This is a genomic window from Chamaesiphon sp. GL140_3_metabinner_50 (assembly GCF_025361915.1).
Taxonomy (GTDB): domain Bacteria; phylum Cyanobacteriota; class Cyanobacteriia; order Cyanobacteriales; family Chamaesiphonaceae; genus Chamaesiphon.
Genome location: NZ_JANYJC010000247.1, coordinates 1 through 19,325, shown reverse-complemented (window position 1 = coordinate 19,325; position 19,325 = coordinate 1). Strand labels below are relative to the sequence as shown.

General features: G+C 46.8%; 19 protein-coding genes and 3 pseudogenes. 3 read left to right on the top strand and 19 right to left on the bottom strand.

Annotated elements, in window-relative coordinates:
• Positions 1 to 45 precede the first annotated feature (45 nt).
• The 13 genes and pseudogenes from Q0R35_RS12430 to Q0R35_RS12370 all read right to left on the bottom strand — a co-directional run.
• Positions 46 to 732 carry a hypothetical protein gene (locus Q0R35_RS12430; RefSeq protein WP_295618418.1) on the bottom strand — a complete coding sequence of 229 codons (687 nt, stop codon included), beginning with the start codon at positions 730 to 732 and terminating at the stop codon, positions 46 to 48.
• Between the two features lie 193 nt (positions 733 to 925).
• Positions 926 to 1,309 (bottom strand): DUF1636 domain-containing protein, encoded by a 384-nt coding sequence (locus Q0R35_RS12425; protein WP_295618415.1) that lies wholly within the window; start codon positions 1,307 to 1,309, stop codon positions 926 to 928.
• A gap of 4 nt (positions 1,310 to 1,313) precedes the next feature.
• Positions 1,314 to 1,619, bottom strand: a complete 306-nt coding sequence (locus Q0R35_RS12420) for a hypothetical protein (protein ID WP_295618413.1) — start codon at positions 1,617 to 1,619, stop codon at positions 1,314 to 1,316.
• 30 nt (positions 1,620 to 1,649) lie between these two features.
• Positions 1,650 to 2,648 (bottom strand): GTP-binding protein, encoded by a 999-nt coding sequence (locus tag Q0R35_RS12415; RefSeq protein WP_295618411.1) that lies wholly within the window; start codon positions 2,646 to 2,648, stop codon positions 1,650 to 1,652.
• A 101-nt stretch (positions 2,649 to 2,749) separates the two neighbouring features.
• Complete coding sequence (locus tag Q0R35_RS12410; RefSeq protein ID WP_295618408.1) at positions 2,750 to 4,426, bottom strand: hypothetical protein; 1,677 nt, start codon at positions 4,424 to 4,426, stop codon at positions 2,750 to 2,752.
• A 228-nt stretch (positions 4,427 to 4,654) separates the two neighbouring features.
• Entirely contained in the window at positions 4,655 to 4,981 is a 327-nt protein-coding gene (locus Q0R35_RS12405; protein ID WP_295618405.1) for a hypothetical protein, read from the bottom strand.
• Positions 4,982 to 5,214: 233 nt separating this feature from the next.
• Positions 5,215 to 6,774, bottom strand: a complete 1,560-nt coding sequence (locus tag Q0R35_RS12400; RefSeq protein ID WP_295618402.1) for a hypothetical protein — start codon at positions 6,772 to 6,774, stop codon at positions 5,215 to 5,217.
• 392 nt (positions 6,775 to 7,166) lie between these two features.
• Positions 7,167 to 8,252: an aliphatic amidase gene (locus Q0R35_RS12395; RefSeq protein ID WP_295618399.1), complete on the bottom strand. Its 1,086-nt coding sequence runs from the start codon at positions 8,250 to 8,252 to the stop codon at positions 7,167 to 7,169.
• 656 nt (positions 8,253 to 8,908) lie between these two features.
• A pseudogene (locus Q0R35_RS12390) lies at positions 8,909 to 9,646 on the bottom strand (type III glutamate--ammonia ligase); the annotation flags it as partial.
• 9 nt (positions 9,647 to 9,655) lie between these two features.
• A complete protein-coding gene (locus Q0R35_RS12385) occupies positions 9,656 to 9,877 on the bottom strand; it encodes a hypothetical protein (protein WP_295618393.1) in 222 nt (73 codons plus the stop codon).
• Positions 9,850 to 10,101: a hypothetical protein gene (locus Q0R35_RS12380; RefSeq protein WP_295618390.1), complete on the bottom strand. Its 252-nt coding sequence runs from the start codon at positions 10,099 to 10,101 to the stop codon at positions 9,850 to 9,852. Before Q0R35_RS12380 ends, Q0R35_RS12385 begins: the two co-directional genes overlap by 28 nt.
• A gap of 124 nt (positions 10,102 to 10,225) precedes the next feature.
• Entirely contained in the window at positions 10,226 to 10,741 is a 516-nt protein-coding gene (locus Q0R35_RS12375; protein ID WP_295618421.1) for an MBL fold metallo-hydrolase, read from the bottom strand.
• A 194-nt stretch (positions 10,742 to 10,935) separates the two neighbouring features.
• Positions 10,936 to 11,304, bottom strand: a pseudogene (locus tag Q0R35_RS12370) (ATP-binding cassette domain-containing protein); the annotation flags it as partial.
• A gap of 51 nt (positions 11,305 to 11,355) precedes the next feature.
• Between Q0R35_RS12370 and Q0R35_RS12365 the strand changes: the two are divergent.
• Together Q0R35_RS12365 and Q0R35_RS12360 are read left to right on the top strand one after the other, a co-directional pair.
• Positions 11,356 to 12,303: pseudogene (locus Q0R35_RS12365) on the top strand (fatty acid desaturase).
• Between the two features lie 329 nt (positions 12,304 to 12,632).
• Positions 12,633 to 12,998, top strand: a complete 366-nt coding sequence (locus Q0R35_RS12360) for a Rieske 2Fe-2S domain-containing protein (RefSeq protein ID WP_295618383.1) — start codon at positions 12,633 to 12,635, stop codon at positions 12,996 to 12,998.
• Between the two features lie 68 nt (positions 12,999 to 13,066).
• On the opposite strand, the gene Q0R35_RS12355 is transcribed toward Q0R35_RS12360, so the two are convergent.
• The 6 genes from Q0R35_RS12355 to Q0R35_RS12330 all read right to left on the bottom strand — a co-directional run bounded on the left by Q0R35_RS12355 (position 13,067) and on the right by Q0R35_RS12330 (position 17,286).
• On the bottom strand, positions 13,067 to 13,849 hold the full coding sequence (locus Q0R35_RS12355) for a tRNA(His) guanylyltransferase Thg1 family protein (protein ID WP_295618378.1): 783 nt from the start codon (positions 13,847 to 13,849) through the stop codon (positions 13,067 to 13,069).
• Positions 13,839 to 14,288, bottom strand: a complete 450-nt coding sequence (locus tag Q0R35_RS12350) for an AAA family ATPase (protein ID WP_366944882.1) — start codon at positions 14,286 to 14,288, stop codon at positions 13,839 to 13,841. Before Q0R35_RS12350 ends, Q0R35_RS12355 begins: the two co-directional genes overlap by 11 nt.
• An 86-nt stretch (positions 14,289 to 14,374) precedes the next feature.
• Positions 14,375 to 15,286, bottom strand: a complete 912-nt coding sequence (locus Q0R35_RS12345) for a cation diffusion facilitator family transporter (RefSeq protein WP_295618372.1) — start codon at positions 15,284 to 15,286, stop codon at positions 14,375 to 14,377.
• Between the two features lie 33 nt (positions 15,287 to 15,319).
• Positions 15,320 to 15,793 (bottom strand): ubiquinol-cytochrome c reductase iron-sulfur subunit, encoded by a 474-nt coding sequence (locus tag Q0R35_RS12340; protein ID WP_295618369.1) that lies wholly within the window; start codon positions 15,791 to 15,793, stop codon positions 15,320 to 15,322.
• A gap of 241 nt (positions 15,794 to 16,034) precedes the next feature.
• Entirely contained in the window at positions 16,035 to 16,496 is a 462-nt protein-coding gene (locus Q0R35_RS12335) for a hypothetical protein (RefSeq protein WP_295618365.1), read from the bottom strand.
• A gap of 112 nt (positions 16,497 to 16,608) precedes the next feature.
• A complete protein-coding gene (locus Q0R35_RS12330) occupies positions 16,609 to 17,286 on the bottom strand; it encodes a Uma2 family endonuclease (protein ID WP_295618361.1) in 678 nt (225 codons plus the stop codon).
• A 154-nt stretch (positions 17,287 to 17,440) separates the two neighbouring features.
• Between Q0R35_RS12330 and Q0R35_RS12325 the strand changes: the two genes are divergently transcribed.
• The coding region (locus Q0R35_RS12325; protein WP_295618357.1) for a HEAT repeat domain-containing protein at positions 17,441 to 19,325 on the top strand (1,885 nt) is incomplete at its 3' end.

Genomic DNA, 19,325 nt, shown 5'->3' with positions numbered 1-19,325 from the left:
CTGCCGATCTCCGCGCAAATTGGTTGATATTCATGCCAACGAAGGTTAATCCGAGGGTGGCGATCGCAAATGACATTTATGCTTGCTAGTAGAGGCTGGTACGTCGTTGGCGGGGTTTTCGTTGAAGAAGTTGACAGGTTTCAACATAAATCCGAGGTAGCTGGCGGGCATGACTGGCCAGTCTTCGGCGCGGGGGATGTGGAGATTGCCAAGGGTGTACCAGACGACGATATCGGTGTTGGCGATCGAGCGATCGGCTTTAGTCCATTCGGGCAGACCTGCACCGCCTGGATGTTGGTTGGGATAGTCTCCAGTGGGGTAGGATTCTTTGGGGCTGTAGGGTGTCACCCACAGATGCTTGGTCATGTAGGCAGCGCGTTTGGTGACGCTGGCTTCGGGATGGGCAAAGGGGAGAATATTTTCACCCGGCATCAATTTGTAGCCGACGGGTTCGCCCATTTGATTGGTGCGATCGGGATTGATGATTTTCCAGTATCGTCCGGCAAATGGATCGACGATCCGCTGGGCGGATAGTTCATTTGCTAGCAATGTTGCGGTGGAGTAAAAGGCGTTGCCGTAGGGGTTTGCTGGTCCCATCGGGGCAGCTTTCGCTTCATAAGTTTTGGCGGTAGCATTGTCCATCAGCACCATAAATGCCTGCCGATCGATCGCATCACCCGGTTGATAAGCCAGAACGAAATCTTTGGGCGGTTCTTGTAAGGCTACCGACATAAACCGGACGCGCGCACCGTCCTTTGTTCCCCGACAGTGAAAGCGCACCAAGCAGGGGGACTTCCGGATCTAATTCCCCCCTTTTTAAGGGGGGCTAGGGGGGATTGAGATCTCGAAACGAAGTCTAAGAAACTTGTGTATGCACCGCAGTTATGAGGGGATGCTGACTATTCAAATTGGTATAATCTGCCAGTCACAATGGCGGAATCCTGGCGACGACCCTTTTTTTGAGGAGTTCGGGACACTTGAGGTAGGAGATGGTGCCATCGGGTTTGGCGTGGTACTGAGTGGCAAACGTCATTACCGCCGTGGCTGTTGACTCCAATCGCTCGTCGTCTACAGGTAAATCGCCGAATAGGTAGATATATTTGCCAGGTGCATTGAAAGCGATCGCACAAGCTCGATCGCAAGCTCCCAGACATTCATGAGGTTCGATCGACAGTCCCTCGATCGGTGCAGCTCGAACGAGTGTCTGTAATTGCTCCAATAAGCGTTCGCCACCACTCTTGCGAATCGCCTGCTTCATCCGGTGGGCACTCTCACAACTCGTACAAACAGACAAAACATGTCGATTCATAACTTTATGCCGCAGGTGTACTAAGATCTTGTAGCTTGTCCAAGATGTCGATCGCGTATTGGTACTCGCGATCGTCTCCTTGCTCTAGGTATAGGTTGGCGGCATGTTGGCAATCGGCAATCGCTCCGGCTGTGTCGCCCGCCCGATGACGAGCGACACAGCGATAGCCATAGGTATCGGCATTGTCAGGATCGAACGGCAATGCTCGATCGAAACTGGAAATCGCCCCAGCCAGATCTCCAGTCCGAAACTGCTCTACACCTCTATCGAAGAATGCAACGGCATTACCCCGTTCGAGTTTAGTTTGCATAGACTTCTCTCCCCTAAAAACTGTAATTATTTAAACCACACACTTTTCAAATCCTTTGACAAACTCCTCACGATCGAGATTGCGGCCGATCGCGACAAGTTGCGTTAATTTTGGTTCATCTGCTTTCCACAGCCTGTCTCGGCGCATCGATGTCAACATTCGCACGCTTTGAAATAACACCCGTTCTGGAAAGCCTCGGGCATAAAATAAGCCTTTGGTGCGATATAAATCTTCACCTTTTGCTTGTGCTAAATCGTTCATCCACAACATAAATTTATTCATGTCGATCGGTCGATCGGAAGTTACAGCAAAGGAGCCGATCGAGGCATCATGTTCGTGCGATAAGTCTTCGAGAAATGATGGATCTACTTCTAACTTTGCTTCTAGCTCGAAGGCTTTAGTACCTAAAATCAGAGATAGATCGATCGAGCTATGTTCTGCGTGGTAAATTTTGGCGATCGGATTTAGGCTCCGAACTTGCTGTTCTATTTTGACGATTTCATCTGGAGTAACTAAATCGATTTTATTAATCAGTAGAATATCAGCAAAAGCCACTTGTTCTTGTGCTTCGTGACTATCTTTGAGATTTTGCGACAAATTTCGAGCATCGATAACTGTTACAAACGCATCTAAACTAAACTTCGATTTAATCTCATCAGCAACGATAAATGTCGAAGCCACTGGCGCGGGATCTGCCAGTCCTGTCGTTTCGATTAGTACCGCATCCAATTCCCGTTGGCTTAAATTTTCTAGGGTGCGAACCAAGTCGCCTCGAACGGTACAACACAGACAACCATTATTGAATTCGACAATTTGTTCACGATCGTCTGCGATCGTGATTTGTCCGTCGATGCCAATCTCACCAAATTCGTTAACAATTACAGCAATTTTACGACCGTGTTGTTCGTGGAGAATATGATTGACTAGAGTTGTTTTTCCCGAACCTAAGAAGCCAGTAATAACGGTAACTGGAATCTTTTCCTGTTGTTTAGGATTTGAATTTATATTTGTCGATTGAGTTACTTCCATGACCATAGTTATGACTCCGCCCCTATAAATAGTGTAATAATTTTGAATTAAAATGTAGGACGAGCATTGCCCACCACACAAATTACAGCCGATCGAGCCACTCAAATCGCACTAACAGCCTGAGCCGAAGCCGGAATTTTCACCACAGTTCCAGTCATCGGTGCGATCCCATTGGCGAGGATATCCCGACGGTTGACAGGTACTGGTGCATCGCCCCGCAGTTGGTCGTAGGGCACCACAATCCAACAGGCACAACCCCACAGACATTCACCTGCCATCCCTTCAAACCGGATTGCTGGCTCGGACATCATCACGCCCAGATCCATCAGCCAAGAGTGGTGGAGTAGTTTTTGCTCCCAAGTGAGCGTGTCGTAAAGATCGCGACTCTTGAAGAAGTCTACGAAGTCCACCTTGGCGACTCCTGGTAGCATAATGTCAGCAAAAGCCGTCAGGTGGTCGAAGAATTCGCGGTGGGTGATATTTAGCGCGGAATCTTCAGAATCGAGGAGGAATGTCGAGACGACCGATTTGAATTTGTCATCGAGCTTGTCATTCCACATTTCGCGCGGTGCGTGGATGATACATTCGGCATAGTCAGTCTTGAAGCCCGGTTTCAAGCCAGCGTAGTCGGGGATATGCTCGATCCATTCAGCGATGACGCTCCGCCATTTGCTCAATGGTTCGCCCGGTAAGACTTGCACCGCAGGGTGAGTGAATTTGGCGATGTCGTAGAGCGTCCAGTTACGGGCTTTGGTGCTAATCGCTTCATGGGGTGCTGTCGTTTGCCCGACGAGGCGCAGGGCTTTGAAGATGGTGCGCCCATAGTCATCTAAGGCAATCCGCATGAAGGCATCGGCGACGAATTTGTGAGTCACTTGCAGCCGCATCCGATCGCGTTCGGTGGGTACGCCAGTATCGGTATACTTGGACAGGCGTTGGTAGGAGTTCTCGGTGGCGAGGGCAAAGAAGCCGCCCGTAAAGGGGTTGCGATATAAGTCGCCCCAAACGGTGGTAACACCTGCATTCTTGTCGTCATCGAGCATACAGTCGATCTCGTTCATAGTGGCGAACAAGCTACCATCGCGGAAGGCTTCGGGGTCGCCGCTACAGGGCATTTCACCAACACCAATTACCGGAATGCGTCGTCCGAGCTTGACATTTGACAGGTGACGTGCTATGTCTACGACGATGCCGCTACCCGTGCCGTCGCCGATGCCGAAACAGCACAGCACCATTGAAGGGAGTTTGGTGTTGTCGATACTTTTGGCGAAATCATCCAGTTCTTTGTTTAGCGGTCGATCGCCATCGTAGTAAGCTTTGCCGTAGATCGCTTTGGAGATGGCGCGGGGGAAGTATTCACCAGCTTTGGGAATTTCGACGTTATCTGGCAACCACGGCTCGTAGTTGGGATTCCAGTAGTAGCGGGGATATTCGAGTTTGAGAAATTCGCGATAGCGACGGAGGGATATGAATAAATCGTCGCGGGTTGGCACTACTAGGGATGCGAACCGGATCTGGGCGCGATCGGGTGGAATATTTCGCTCCTCTAACCGCTTGAGAAAGCCTTCAGCATAGTCTTTGGCTTGGAACATATCCTGTTCGCCGATATCGACTAGCAAGGCGGTAAAGCGGGCGCGGGGGTCTTCGAGTTGGTCTTCGAGATCGCCCTGGCGAAGCATGGCATCGAGCATGTTTGCTCCGGTTTTGCCGATGCCGAGAAAGTGGATGCAGTGGGGAGATTGGGAACCGGATGCACTGTGATACATGGATTTCGACATGATTTTATTTCCTTTGAGTGTGGGTGGAGATGAATATTAGTGGTCGTTACTGCGGGTATTTCTAGTGCAAAGAACTTACCCTTACCCCCCAACTCCCTCACAAAGAGAGGCTTTTATCCCCCCTGTCCAGTAATTGTGGTAGAAAATCCCCTCCAAGGAGGGGTGCCCGTAAGGCGGGGTGGGTGGATCTCCGCAGTAGCTCAAAAATTTCGATCGCTATTGACTAATTCAACAAGTTGGATAGTAACCGCGATCTTCAGTCAGGAATCCCAAATCTTTGAGAATGTGTGCGGCTGAAGTAGCACGTTCGTCGGCGACATAGATTTTGTAGTCTTCGACGAATTGACCTGGCTGTCGATCGATTACGCCTTCTTCGATAAGTGCTACGCCTTTTTCAAGGTTCGATCGACTCAGGCTGGCGACCCATAATGGTGATTTGATATGGATCTTTTCTTCATCTACTCCAGTGATGTGGAGGATCTTGTTTCCGGCAACGGTAGGCACATCGGCTCCGTTGCCATACCGCTGGCTGACTACAGCCCAATCTAATGGCATATTTACCTCCTTATAAATGAAGATCTGATTTATCTAAATTCCTTTCTCCCTCTTCCTCAAAAAGGTTGAGGTGGAAAATAACCAAAGGTGAGCCGCAAGTGAAGCACCTTTTCAAGACAGGGGTGCCCGTAGGGCGGGGTGGGTAGATCTCCGCCGCAGCACAAGAGACTTTAGAGACTTTGGCTGGGTGTGTTGGGTTTCATTCTTCAACCCAACCTACAAATCTAATCCATTTAGGCTTTAACCACTTCTTCCAGCTTCAACTTGATTTCCTCCAAGTCTTCCCCGCGAATAGCACTGTAGGGAACAACCATCCGGCAGGCGCAGCCCCATAGACATTCACCAGCCATCCCTTCAAATCGGCTCGCTGGCTCGGAGAGCATGACACCGAGTTCTAGCAGCCAGGAATGCTGAAGCAATTTCTCCTCCCAGGTTTGCCTGTCGTATGCCAACCGCGCTTCATAGAAGATATCGAGGGCGGTTTTGGTAGCACCAGGAATCACGAATTGGATGTAGGACTTGGTGCTAGCGGTTGGCGATCCTGCCATGAACGATCGAGCGATCTCTGGCTCCAAGATGGGGGCAAAAGAAGCGTTCATCTTCATTGCCAAGTCATCGAGCTTGGCTCTGAGCTGGGCTGTCGGCGGTGTGGAGGCGCGAATCTCGAAGAAGTCGGGGTTAAATGTCCCCGCTCTAATCCCCAATCGATCGGGTACATTATCGTTATCCGACTCTAGAGTGGTGAAGCCAAACATGTGCGCCCAACGCGCCCCATACTGGCTCCGAGCAGCCATGTGCTGGCTCGGCGGTGCCCCCACCCAATTGAGCAGCCGGAGCGTCTCGTAGAGATCTAGCCCCCGATCGCGAGTCAAGAAAGCAACTAACTCCCGATCGATCTGCTGATTGGTAGCACTCAGATCGCCTGTTTCCTGCCAGACCGATTTTTGCGGCACCATCAGAAATCCAGCGGTGAAGGGATTGCGATAAAGATCGCCCCAAACCTGAACCACGCCCTGATTCTTCTCTTGGTCGAGCATACAGTCTAGCTCGTTAATCGTGGGGAAGATGCTGCCACTTTTGTGTTCGGCTCGATCGCCTTCACATGGGGCAATTCCCACGCCCAATACCAACGCTCGTCGCCCAAATTTGACATTGGTGAGATGTCGCGCCAAATCCATCACCATCCCGCTACCCGTACCGCCACCCAAGCCGAAGACGACACAGACGATCGATTGACAAGTAGTCGCATCGACGCTGTTGACAAATAGCTCTAACTCGCGATCGAGCGGTCTGTCGCCTTCGTAGTAAGCCTTACCATAAATCGCTTTGGCGATCGCGCGGGGAAAATGTTCGCCAGCTTTGGGGATAGCGATCGCATCTGGCAACCACGGCTCATAGTTGGGATTCCAATAATAACGGGGATACTCCAGCTTGAGATATTCCCGATACCGTCCGAGCGATCCAAACAATTCGTCGCGGCTGGGTACCTCTAGCGCAAGTGTGCGTACCTGCGCCTTGTCGCTCGGCAAGCTGTCTGCCACCGCCCGAACTCCCGCCAAGTCACCATCGCCAATATCCACAGCCAGAGCCGTAAATCGCTGACGATCGTCACTCAGAAAGTCGATTGGAGCCTGCTCGATCGTTTCGGCGATAAATTCAGCTCCCGCCTTGCCAATGCCAATAATATGAATAGATGAAGGCATCGGATCTCGATCTTTGACGCGATGGACTCCGCCCCGCTTCAGGGCTTCCAATCGCTTTCTGATGCGCTGCATTTCCTGCGGATCGACCATGATAAATCTTCTCTCAAATTATTAATTTGTCAGAGTCGTCTCTATCTCGTTATTCACAAGTGGTTTGATAAAATTTCATCCTCAGAGGCTACAGTGTACACACATCTCTAGAACTAATCGAAATTGGTGGGAACCCCCCTAAATTCCCCTTTTTAAGGGGGACTTTGACCGGATCTTAGCCCCCTTTTTAAGGGGGTTTGGGAGATTTAGATCTAGAGACGAAGCCTAGCCGACTTATATATGCACCGTAGCCTTAAAGATCTTCCTAAAAGTCCCCTCCTCGGAGGGGTGCCCGTAGGGCGGGGTGGGTCAGATCTCCGCAGCAACTCAAATCGCCTAGCGATGCGATCGATCCAACACTCGATCGCTCTGCACCACCAGCCAGTCTAAAGTTAAGCTGAGACTGAGACTTTTTCCGTTTCGGGTGCTACCACCACTGGCGGCGTAGTAACCTTCTGATTTGGGATACCTTCGATCGGACATTCGACCGTGCCAGGAGTCGATCGCGTCATCGCCTCGACCTTCTCCTTGACCTTATTTGGATCGGCGACCCAATCGCGATAAAATTCAAATGGACATTCGGCCATCCCATCGGCACCATCACCAGAGTTGAGCGTGCCTGTGTAGCCGCGATGTAAGAGCTTGTACAGGTGATTCTGGGACTGAGCGTTCTTGCGGAAGTCGCGAATCGCAAATTTCGAGAGCGCGGCGTACTGAATCCCGTTCTCTTCTTCGCCGCATTCGCCGAGCGTCCGCCCGTCAAATCCGACGATCGCCGAGTGCCCGAAGTAGCTATATACGCCGTCGAAACCTGCCGCATTAGCCACAGCGACATAAGTATTATTCATCCACGCCATCGCCTTCGAGACCACGATCTGCTGCTCTTTGGCGGGATACATATAGCCCTGACAGCGCACGACGAGTTCCGCACCCCGCATCACGCAGTCTCGCCAGATTTCGGGATAGTTACCGTCATCGCAGATAATCAGGCTAATTTTCAGACCTTTTGGCCCATCTGAGACATAGGTACACTTGCCGGGATACCAACCTTCGATCGGTGTCCACGGCATGATTTTTTGATATTTCTGAACGATCTCGCCCCGATCGTTCATCAAAATCAGCGTATTGTAAGGTACCTTGTGGGGATGAGCTTCATGCTTTTCACCTGTGAGTGAAAATACCCCCCAAACTTTATTCCGAATGCAGGCTTCGGCAAAAATTGCTGTTTCCTCACCAGGGACAGTTGCGGCTGTCTCCATCATTTCTTTGGAGTCATACATGATGCCGTGAGTGGAATATTCCGGGAATATCACCAGATCCATTCCTGGCAAACCAATTTTCATTCCGTCAATCATTAAAGCAATCTTTTTACAGTTCTCAATTACTTCTGCTTTTGTGTGCAAGCGTGGCATTTTATAATTGACAACTGCAACTCCAACTGAGTCTGTACTCGAAGATATGTCGCCGTGGTAGGACATGATAATTCTCCACTAATTAAGTTTATTTTATTCGATATCTAGCGGCTGAAGTGGTCTGTAAAAGTAACCAATCGTTTTAAATAACCACACATGATTAACAATCCTAATTCTTGCTAATTATTTACTAGTCTTATTCTTATTTTTGAGACTGAAGATAGTACTAGTGCTGCTTTATTGAATCCGAGCAAGATTCTTTAGCTCATAAAATTAGATTAAGACATTATAAGCATCAAAATTGTATCGCCAGTTACCTGACGCTTATTATCTTAAATATTTTTTATTATCTACGTTGTTTATGTTTTTAAAAAATAATAAGCTTGGTTTTAATTGAGCTAAGATCGATCGAATATAGGCGCGATCTTCGATCCTATTTTGATAAGGAGGATTCTGAAAATTAATGAGACAGGGCATGAGTTAGCTCCCGCGACGATCGCATCTAGACTGATGATAGTCTTAGATCTAACTAGCCTAAATTTTAAAAAATCGATCGAATGCCGATGCTAATCACAGAACAACACGACCGATCGATTCAGATCCCCACAGATCGACATCCATTCCCACTGCAACTAGAACATACCGCGCTGATTGTAGTTGACATGCAAAATGCTTTTTGTCATCCAGAAGGCTTTTGCAGTCGCGAACTAGGTGCAGATCTCACCGCTGCCCGTGCGATTAGCAAAGGGTTTGGGCATAAACGTGGCAAAAAAGCCGTGTTTGCGGGCGATTTCCTTGACCATCAGTCGAAAAAACACCAGTCGATCGGCCATTTTTAAGGCATCGCAGTAGGCAAAATCGGTTTCAAACTGACCGTTCCCATCCTCGTGGTCGAATGAATACACGTCCCAGCCCATCTGATTCATCGCTTCGACGATCTCTGTCACCCAGGTATAATTATCGAGCAGTCCTTGGATGTCATAACAGGGTTTATCCAGGACATCGCGATCGCTAATCGGGATCGGTTTGCCATCGGCAGTCTCCTTGAGCATAAAAAACTCAGTTTCAATCCCCAGATTGAAACCAAAGCCCATAGCCGCTGCTTCAGCTAGTACCTTTTTCAAAATGCCCCGACAGCAAGCATCAAAAGGTTTGCCCTTGAGGTAGAGATCGCTAGCAAACCAGACTACTTCAGGTTTCCACGGCAAAACGGTCGCTGTCGCCGGATCGGGCATGGCGGCAACTTCTTCGTCGCTGACATCTTGCGGTACGCCGTCCAAGGCTGCGCCTGTAAACAGTTCCGAGCCTGGCATCATCTGTCCGAAGTGGGACAATGGCACTGCTTTGGCTTTACACATCCCATGAATATCGACAAAGCTGGCGAGGGCATACTTGATGCCCTGCGCTTCGAGGGTGGATTTGAGTGATTGGAGTTCGGGCGAGATTTGAGTCACGAGTATGTCAATGAATTATAGTGATTTGACGATCGAGTCGTCGTAGAGCGATTCTGGTTTGAGTGGTTGCGGGATAATCTTGAATTCTGCCGCCGCTTTAGCCGTCAGTTCGAGATTGCCAATCAGACTTTTAGGATTACTCTTGTCAAACGCCATCGCCTTGTTAGCAGCCAGATCGAACAACTTGACCCCACCCAACTGTTCTTTAACTACGATCGGCGAAAATAAGCTATCCATGCTGTAAAAGTCCCGATCGCCAGTCCCACAGGCACGCCAATTACAGCAGCCAGCACAAAGCCAGCCAGTACCCGACTGCAACTAGCTAGCACATCTCCACCCAAGTCGTTTTCGGCGAACATGGTAAACCCGGCTGATAATCCGGCTAAAGGAGTAGGTAAAAAAGTCGGCGGCACGAGTTGGAGCGAACTGACGATCGTCCACAGCGTCAACGGTAATGCCAAAGATAAGGCAACTAATAACCACGATAACCGCTGAGGAAATCCCTGGCGGATACTCCAAAATATCGAAGGGGAAAGGTAGCGATGTTGGCGGGTTGGCGGTTTGGGAGTAGGAAGAGAAATAGATTCAATAGGTATGAATATAATCGGGGATATTGCTGCAATGCAGCTCGTCTAGCAATTCGCCATCGTAAATTACGTCTCCAGAAAATAATGCTTGCGATCGTGGGTCATACAAGGCAATACAACCCGCCGAATGTCCGGGTAAATGCAAGACTTCCAACGCCCGATCGCCCAAATCTAATACGTCACCATCCTGCAAAACTTGGGTGGGTTCGGCAGCATTAAAGATGTACTCATCTACTCTAAAACCTTGATGGGGTAACATCTCAAAATGGTCTAGATGTACCCAGCCCGGTTGAGCACAGAGGGCTTCATGGGCATCTCCTTCCCGTAAAGCTTGCGCCTCTAGCTCATGAATCGCGCGGTGCTCGAATTCATGAATTCCCCCTGCATGGTCGAAATGAATGTGAGAAGCGATCGCCAGTAATGGTTTATCGATTAATTCTGCCAAATGTTGACGCAGGCTGGCAACACCTAACCCAGTATCCACCAATAAATCGCGATCGCGCCCTTTAATCAGCCACAGATTAGCGCGGTTGTACCAATAGTAGTGAGGCTCGGTAATCAGGTACAGCCCATCCTCAATCCGTTGTGTGGCAAACCAGCGCCGACTTGTTTGGTTGTCATCTCCTTACTCCTGACGCATGAGCTGAAGCACCTGCCGTTTGATGGCGACAAACTCAGGCGCGAGCTTGAGATCCAGTTCGCGATGTGCGATTTAGACATGCGCTGAAACTGCAACCCAAAAGCGATATTTTGAGCGACTGTCAACCAGGGATAAAGGGTATAACCCTGAAATACCATCCCCCGATCGGAACCGGGTTTGCCTGTGACCGATCGACCATCGACTAACACCTCTCCTGATGAAGGCGGGGTGAGGCCAGCGATAATATTAAGCAAAGTTGACTTGCCACAGCCAGATGCTCCCACTAAGCAAATAAATTCTCTAGGAAAGATTTCAAGATTGACATTTTCCAGCACTGTTAAATGCTGACTATCTCGGATGAGATATGATTTGAAAAGATTCTCAACCGATAGTTTTGGGGCTTGGCGGGCAGGTGTTTTGATGTTCCAGGCAAACAATGTTTTTGGCGAACACTATCGACTAGGCTCTACATGCTAATGTAGAAATTATTGATTTGCAGTTGTAGACGATCGATAATTTCACATAGTTCTAAAAACACTGCGGCAATTGCTTATACCTTCACCTCCTATATTCTGGGCATTCTATCGATCGCCTCTCCATACTGGCAACTGAATGTACTGGGAGTAATCGCGATCGCCCACAGTCTAGTTACCGCCACCAATTTGGCGCATGAATTTATTCACGGCAACATTTTTAAAGAGCCAGCAGCCAACGCTTGGTGGGGGCAGTTGATGACCCATCTGAATGGAGCTTGCTATGCGCCCTGGGAAAACTTGAGCGATTATCATCTCAACCATCATCTAGATCGGGCTGACGTGGTGAGATTGGATGCGATCGACTATATGAAGCAACTCCATCCTGGGCTGCGATCGATTTATGTAGCTTTGGAGTGGTTGTACTTTCCCATCCTAGAGATGGATCTGCGCTGGCAAATTATTCTCGACCCTTGGCTGGATGTGGATAAACGATCGCGATCGAGCCGAAATCTGCTACTGATGCTCTATCGGACTTTGGCATTTGGAATCTTGGCGTGAATATCTTGGAAAGCTGTTTTGCTTTATTTTCTGGCTTATATTTGCTTTGTAAATGTGATGCGGTTTGTGGACGCATTTCAGCACACCTATGAGTACGCACTGCCGGGACAGGAATTAATTAAACGCGATCGCGCATACGAACAAGCCAACACTTTTTCTAATTTAATATCCGTTCGATATCCGTGGCTGAATCTGCTCTTGCTCAATTTTGGCTATCACAATGCCCATCATCATATGAGTTGTCTGTGGCACGATTTACCCGCACTCCACTCAAAACTTTATGGAAATAGCAATCGGATTGTATTACCTTTTCCTCAACTAATGTTTAACTATCATCGCTTTCGGATCGAGCGGTTATTTAATGGTCAAGGTGAAGTAAATACAGCAGCAGGCATAGATTGAAATAGTTTTATTGGTGGTGTAACCGTTTCATTCTTGACTCCGCCATAATTTTAAATATGATTTTCCGGTGTCCAAGTGCGGGCGGGGTTATATTTGGTAGTAACTAAAGCCACTGCTAACAGACCGAGTAATTCCCGTTCGGCTAAGGCTCGACTATCGTAAAATTTGGAGCGAACGTTATTCCTGCGAGCGTCTCTACGATGCCTGTTACGGGGAAGCAGCACCGCACGATGCTAGTTTCATCTCATAACCCCCCACACCTTCCCGTCCCCCCGTCTGGTAGGCTTAATGATATCTAGTTTTAACTATCAAATATTTATCATTAAGCTATGACAACTATTTCTGTCGCTAAATCCAGCCAAGTTAAAGAAGGTGAATTACTCGCCGTCGCAGTCGAGAACCAAAAGGTCATGTTGACCAGAATTGATGGTAAGGTCTATGCAGTCGAAAATAAGTGCCCGCATTTGGGAATGCCTTTAGCTAAAGGGAAAGTTTGCGATCGCGCTGTTACCTGTCGGTGGCATGGTGCGGCTTTCGATCTGACAACTGGTGCAAATGTCAAGTGGGTAGACTCATTTGTGGGCGTACCTTTACCCGAATGGTCGCACAAAGTTCTCAGCGTAGGCAAGTCAGCGCAGGGGTTGAAAACTTTTAATGTCGCCGAGCAAGGCGATGATGTTTCGATCGTGATGTAGTCGATAATTGAGCTAGGGCAATTCATGAATTGCTTTAGCTCAATTAGCTGTGGCAGATTGCTAACTATTTAACAGCCACCATTCACAACCTCGATTTTCTCAATTAAATTGCGAATAAACTCACTATATTTTTCCTGCATTGGCAATTCTAGATCGACTTTAATCCGCTGACGCTCGGTAAATACTTGCGTTTGAGAGATTGGATTGAAACCTTCTTTGAGATATGTTTCCCAATAACAACCGACACCCCGCTTTTGCCATGCAGGTAAATCGTTGAAATTAACGTCATTTTGAAATAGCAGCTCATTTTTCTCAGATTTTAACAAGTGTTCGATTTTGCTATTGGCAGATCTACCACTCACGCCTTGTTTGCGGAGCATCCAATAGCAGTGAGCATTTAAAGCATTGCGATGAGCGTCTTCATTGCGCCACCGAAAATAATCTACTACCAGCTCGATATTGGGTAACTGGGAAATCCGACAATCAAAGGCGGCTACGGTACCTAATAAACTCGAAAGTTTGGCACTTGCTTCACCTGCTAATACCGAATTGAGTTTGCGTAACTTCCGCTCGAATGTCACGTCTTCTGGGTGCAATAGTAGGGAAATTTCATCGCTTTCGGTGTATCCATAAACTACTTTAAAACCCGATTGCATCAAGTGTTGGAGCGTTGCGACCATATGGTCGCGAAAGATCGGATCGAAAGGTGCTTCAAATTTACACACTTCTTTAGTCAATCGAGTGAAGCTACGACCATCTACTCTAGCCACCATAAAGATTCCCGGCAACACATAGAGATCGTTGGTGGTTTCAAACACCCGCATTTTTGTATCTAATTCGTCAAATTTCATCCGACCATTTCTCCACTGCAAATTTCATTTCTGGTAATAACTTCACGTAATATAGTTCGTCAAATCCTTCTAGGTAATTTGGTAGCTCTAATCTTTTTGCAGTACCCGCAATCCCTTTTTCAGGAATCTGCTGTGTTACTGGGCGCAACCGATCGCGTTCGATTGCATCTCGGATTCGCGATTCAAAATAGTAACCAACAATCTGAAATTTATGCTGTTTGGCTAACTCTATATATCGCTGACGATCGGCTTTATTCGGATTGGTATTATCGATAACAAATGGTTGTTGAATCTCTAAACAAGTCTCAAATAGTCGCAATTCGCGATGTCTGGTTTTGAGCATATCGAGATTGATTCGCACATGCGTGAGTCCAAATTTATGGTGATAAAAAGTAGACTTTCCACAAGCTTGAATTCCCATTAATATAACTGCTTGCATCATATCTTCTAAAGCTAATAAATATCAAGCAATAAGCGTTCGCTTTTATCATATTACTCCTTACTTCTTACTCCCTACTCCCATCTCTAAGAAGGTAAAGTTCGATCGAGTTCCAAATCCGCCCATGATTTGGGGTCTTCGAGTGGTTCCATATGGGCGATGACATTGGTACCGGGTAACGCATCGACGATCTCCTGTTCCACTCGTTCGCACAAATCGTGACCCCGTTGGATCGTCCACTCACCTGGTACTAACAGGTGAAAACTCACAAACCCCCGCGAACCCGCTACTCGCGTTCTGAGGGCGTGAAAACGGATTCCGTCTTGCTCGTAAACACTAAAGATACTCGTAATTCGATCGCGATCGACCTGTGGTAGTGCCGTATCTAGCAATCCCGCACCAGTCTCGCGCAGCAGCCGCACACCTGACACGAGGATACTAGCAGCAACAAGTAGGGCAATTATCGGATCTAAAATCAGCCAACCTGTGAGCTTGACTAACAAAATTCCGGCGGTAATACCCGCAGAAGTCCACACATCTGTGAGTAAATGGTGAGCATCTGCCCGGAGCGTAATCGATCGCAGTCTGCGCCCAGCTCGCAACAGCACCCATGCCACAAAACCATTAATAAGGGTAGCAATCAGCGACAAGACTAGCCCCCAGCCGATCTGCTCTAAAGGTTGGGGCGAAAATAACCGACCCCAAGCCACTACCGCAATTCCAATCGCGGCAATGACGATTAAAATACTCTCCAATCCACTGGAAAAGTACTCCGCTTTATTATGCCCGAACGGATGATCTTCATCGGCGGGGGTGGCGGCAAAAGATAATGCCCAGAATGCCGCCAGCGCAGCCACAAGATTGATTACCGATTCCATTGCGTCTGAGAGTAACCCCACCGAGCCAGTGAGGAAGTAGGCTTCGGTTTTGAGCGCGATCGTCGCCACCGCCGCCGCAATCGACAAATATGTATAAGTTCGTGCAGTTTGGAAGTTCATCAGCATCAAAGTTCTGGCGCGGGGCAATCGATCTTAAACCTTGACGAGAACTTGAGTGCCGACAATTTTGACTGGATAAGTTGCCAAAGGTGCGGTGGCAGGGCCTTTTAACACTTTGCCATCGGCAGCAAAATCCGAATCATGACACGGACATTCATATCTTTTCTCGCCCGGTACCCATTTGACATCGCAACCTTGGTGAGTGCATTTGGGATTAACGGCAATTAGTTGTTTGGGATTTGCCGGATCCCTAGATACCGCAACTTGTTTTGTTTGCAAATATCCAGCTTTTTCTAATTGCGCGACAGAACCGATCGCGATGTAACCATCAGCCGTTTTCTTGGCGACTGGCTTAGTTTTATCTTTATCTGCTGCGACAGGTCCCTCAGTTTTGGCGGTAGCCTGAGACTCAGATTTATTCGGCGTGCAAGCTGCTAGTACTACCGGGAAGCAACTAACCAACCAACCAACACTAAAATATCCCAAAAATGAGCGACGTTTAACCATAATTTTCAGACCTCGATCGAGGAGGGTTGTATAAGTAGAGATAATAAACGATCGCACTTATCTTAGCAAGTTTTACTATGACTAAAGTTAACGATCGCGATATTAGGTAATTAGACAATAAAACACCGACATCGTTGGCGTTGGCGAAGCCTGCCGTAGGCACAGCCTCTCTGAAAGAGAATCGCATTTGAAATTAAATTGATGCCATTGATTCTCAACTAACCATTTCCGAAAAACATCATTAATTGGCAACTAATTGTTGATATTTAGCAATTGAAAATTTAGAGATTATGATGAGTAAATTTCGCATGTGTTTGGGTGCGATTAGTGCATAAGCATTTGTCGCCAAACAGATCGTCGCTAGTACGGGTAAGATAAATGTCGGTAGCATCACTACTCCGATCGACCACCAAGTCGCTACATGCAAAAATAGCACGATCGGGGGTAAAATTGCCACGCAGATACTCGCGTAAATTAGCCGTGACGATCGATCCAATCCGACTAACAACATGGTTGTCGTCGTCAATAACAGACTAATGGGCACTAAAAATGCACAAATCTCTATGCAATGAGATCGAGAAAATTCGGCAATAGTATTTAGTTCGAGCATGGCTGCTTTCCTACATAATGTCAGTTTGCGATCGAAACGAGCGGGAGCGTTGAGCTTTAGGATATTACGATCGAGAATTGGGCACTCCCTCATACGAACATTTTAGAAGAATTAGTTGGCGATCTGTACAATTTCATCGATCGAATTTATCTGAATATTCCCGTTCCAGATCGATCGAACTACCGAAAAGCCGCCAATGTAGCCATTATTCGATCGCTCCTACTGGCAATTTAGCGATTTGGGCTGCAAACCACAGTGCGGCATTACCATTAGTATTATCCATCCGATTTAGCGTTTGTTCTAGTAACTCAATTGGTAGTCCCGTCAGTGCGACTGATTCGGTGCATTCTCGATATTTGCCATCCACCAATCGAAAGGCGATTACCCGCTTTCCTTTGACATCAACTACCCAATATTCAGTAATTTCTAATGCTAAATAAAGTTGTTTCTTTTCATCTAAATCGCTAGCCAGAGTAGTATCGGCAATCTCTACTACCAAATCGGGGACGCGCGATTCACTCAGGTTTACACGACGCGGTTCACCCTCTACATACCGAGGCGAATCCTCACCAATATACAGCACTTCATCTGGTGCAGCCCCCTGATTTTGGGGTTTCTCAATGACGCAACCCCCCAGTAAGTCAAATTCGATCTCTTCTATTCTGGCAAACCAGAAAGCGAAGAGCATTGTAAAAAGCTTATTAAATCGTGCATGGCTGATGCCTTCGTTACCCATATCCTCAATCCACATTACTCCGAGATGAAAAAAGACGCGCTTTAGGTGACTACTGGTGTTTTCGACATGGTGTAGGTAGTCTAACCAAGTAGCCGAGTAGAGTCGCTTGACAATTACAGGTGGTGCGGTGCTAATAGTCGCAGTCATGGGATACCTTTCAATCTGGTACTCTAGTTATTTCAATTTTAGCTCAGATGTTTCAATAGCGTTAGGTCAGCTATCAGTAAATTTATGAATTTTAAGCTTAGAGATAGAATAGGTCTTAAAATATAAATACAGGGCATTTTTAGTCGATCGATCTATGAATACAGTAGCTGAATTACTAACCAAAATATCCGATCGACATCCTGATTTTATCGAAGATCTCCGTTTTCAACATCTCTATCTCAATCAGCTAGAATGGACAGAACCGATCGCAAAGATGCTAGCAGATTTAGCCGATCGAGAACAGGTATTAAGAATCGTGAGATTGGCAGTAGATGTCGATTGGATGCTAGGTGCGAGACTTGCTGGTGCAGTACAGCCTCAGTTGAGAACTGAATCTATAGCAATAGTCAGACAGCTAGATGTGCCAAAATGGTTGAGCCAACAACTCATTTACCAAACACAAGCGAAGTTTGCTATTTCTGAGTTATCACAGCGGATTAAAGATGGAAGTTGGCAGGTGCGAAATGATGCTGTAGACACTCTAATTAATATGGGCGTAGAAACAGATATTCCCTTACTATTACAAGCGATCGACAGTCAAACCATTAATGTTAAATCGATTGCAATTGTTAAGTTAGTTGCCTTAAAGCCTCAATTCACAAACTTTATCATTGCCAAAGCAGCCGCATCTAGAAAACATCTTATCTCAAAATGGAATAGTCTATACTTTATCGATAATAGCGATCGAGATATTGCGCCAATTGCTGTTGTCAAGATTCTAGAAACAATCGATGAAGATACTTGTGATGATATTATCGAGATTTTGGGCAAGATAAATACACCGCAAGTTATTGCTATTTTACTCGAACTAATAGAATGTAAACCAACCCATATTAAATGGGCAACAGTTGAAGCTTTAGCCCAAATTGGCTCGATTCCAGCTTTATTAATTGCCAGCAAATCTCGATCTGCTCTCATCCGGCGCAGAGTTGTAGATAAATTGGGAGATCTTGATGCTAAATCGGCTATTCCTAATTTAATCGAGTTATTCCAAGATCCTAGCAGTCGCGTGAGATCTAAAGCAGTAAAAGCATTACGCAAAATTGGATATCGATGCTCGTTTAAAGAGGTGCTAACAACGACTATTCCAGCTTTAATTCCCATGTTAGAAGATCCGAACGACTGGGTACGCACTCAAGTAGCAGTAATATTAGGCGACTTTCAAACGATCGCAGTTGTGCCGATTTTAATAACCATGTTAACAGATAAAAATGAGCGAGTCCGAAATAGATCGGCTGATGCACTGGGTAAAATGGGAGATCGATCTGTAATTCCGTTATTAATAGAATTATTATTAGATCCGATCGATAAAGTCAGACGCAGTGCGATCGAAGCATTAATGCATTTGAAAGCGACAGAGGCGATTCCCAATCTAATTCTCATGCTGTCCGATCGACACCAAAATGTCCGAAGAAATGCAGCATACGCACTAGAAAAGTTAGGAGCGAAGGAAGCCATTCCTTTTTTAGAAAATATGCTCGGCGATCCAGATTACCAAGTCCGAAATATGGTGTTGAGAGTATTGGAGAACTTAAAAATAGGAGTATCGATCGATAAATTTACCGATGCATTCCACGATCCAAATCCAACAGTTCGTCAAACAGCACTTGAAGCATTATCTAAGACAGATTCAACTGCAATTATCCCGATTTTATTTCAAGCATTTCAAGATGACGACTATTGGATGCGTCAGATTGCCGCCACAGCTCTCAAAAAACAACAGCCGCGAGATATTTTAGATAGACTCGTTCAAATTTCAAGCCACCAGAAACCTCAAATCCGTAAAGACGCGGTGCAGTTATTAGGCGAAATTAAATTCGATCGATCGATTCCAGCCTTACTAAAATCTCTGAAAGATGAAGATAAACAAGTTAGTCAAAGTGCGGCATATGCCCTAGATAGAATTGGTAACGATCGAGTTATCATTAATTTAGTTAAATCCAGTAAAAATGGTGATGCAATCGATCGCGAACATATTA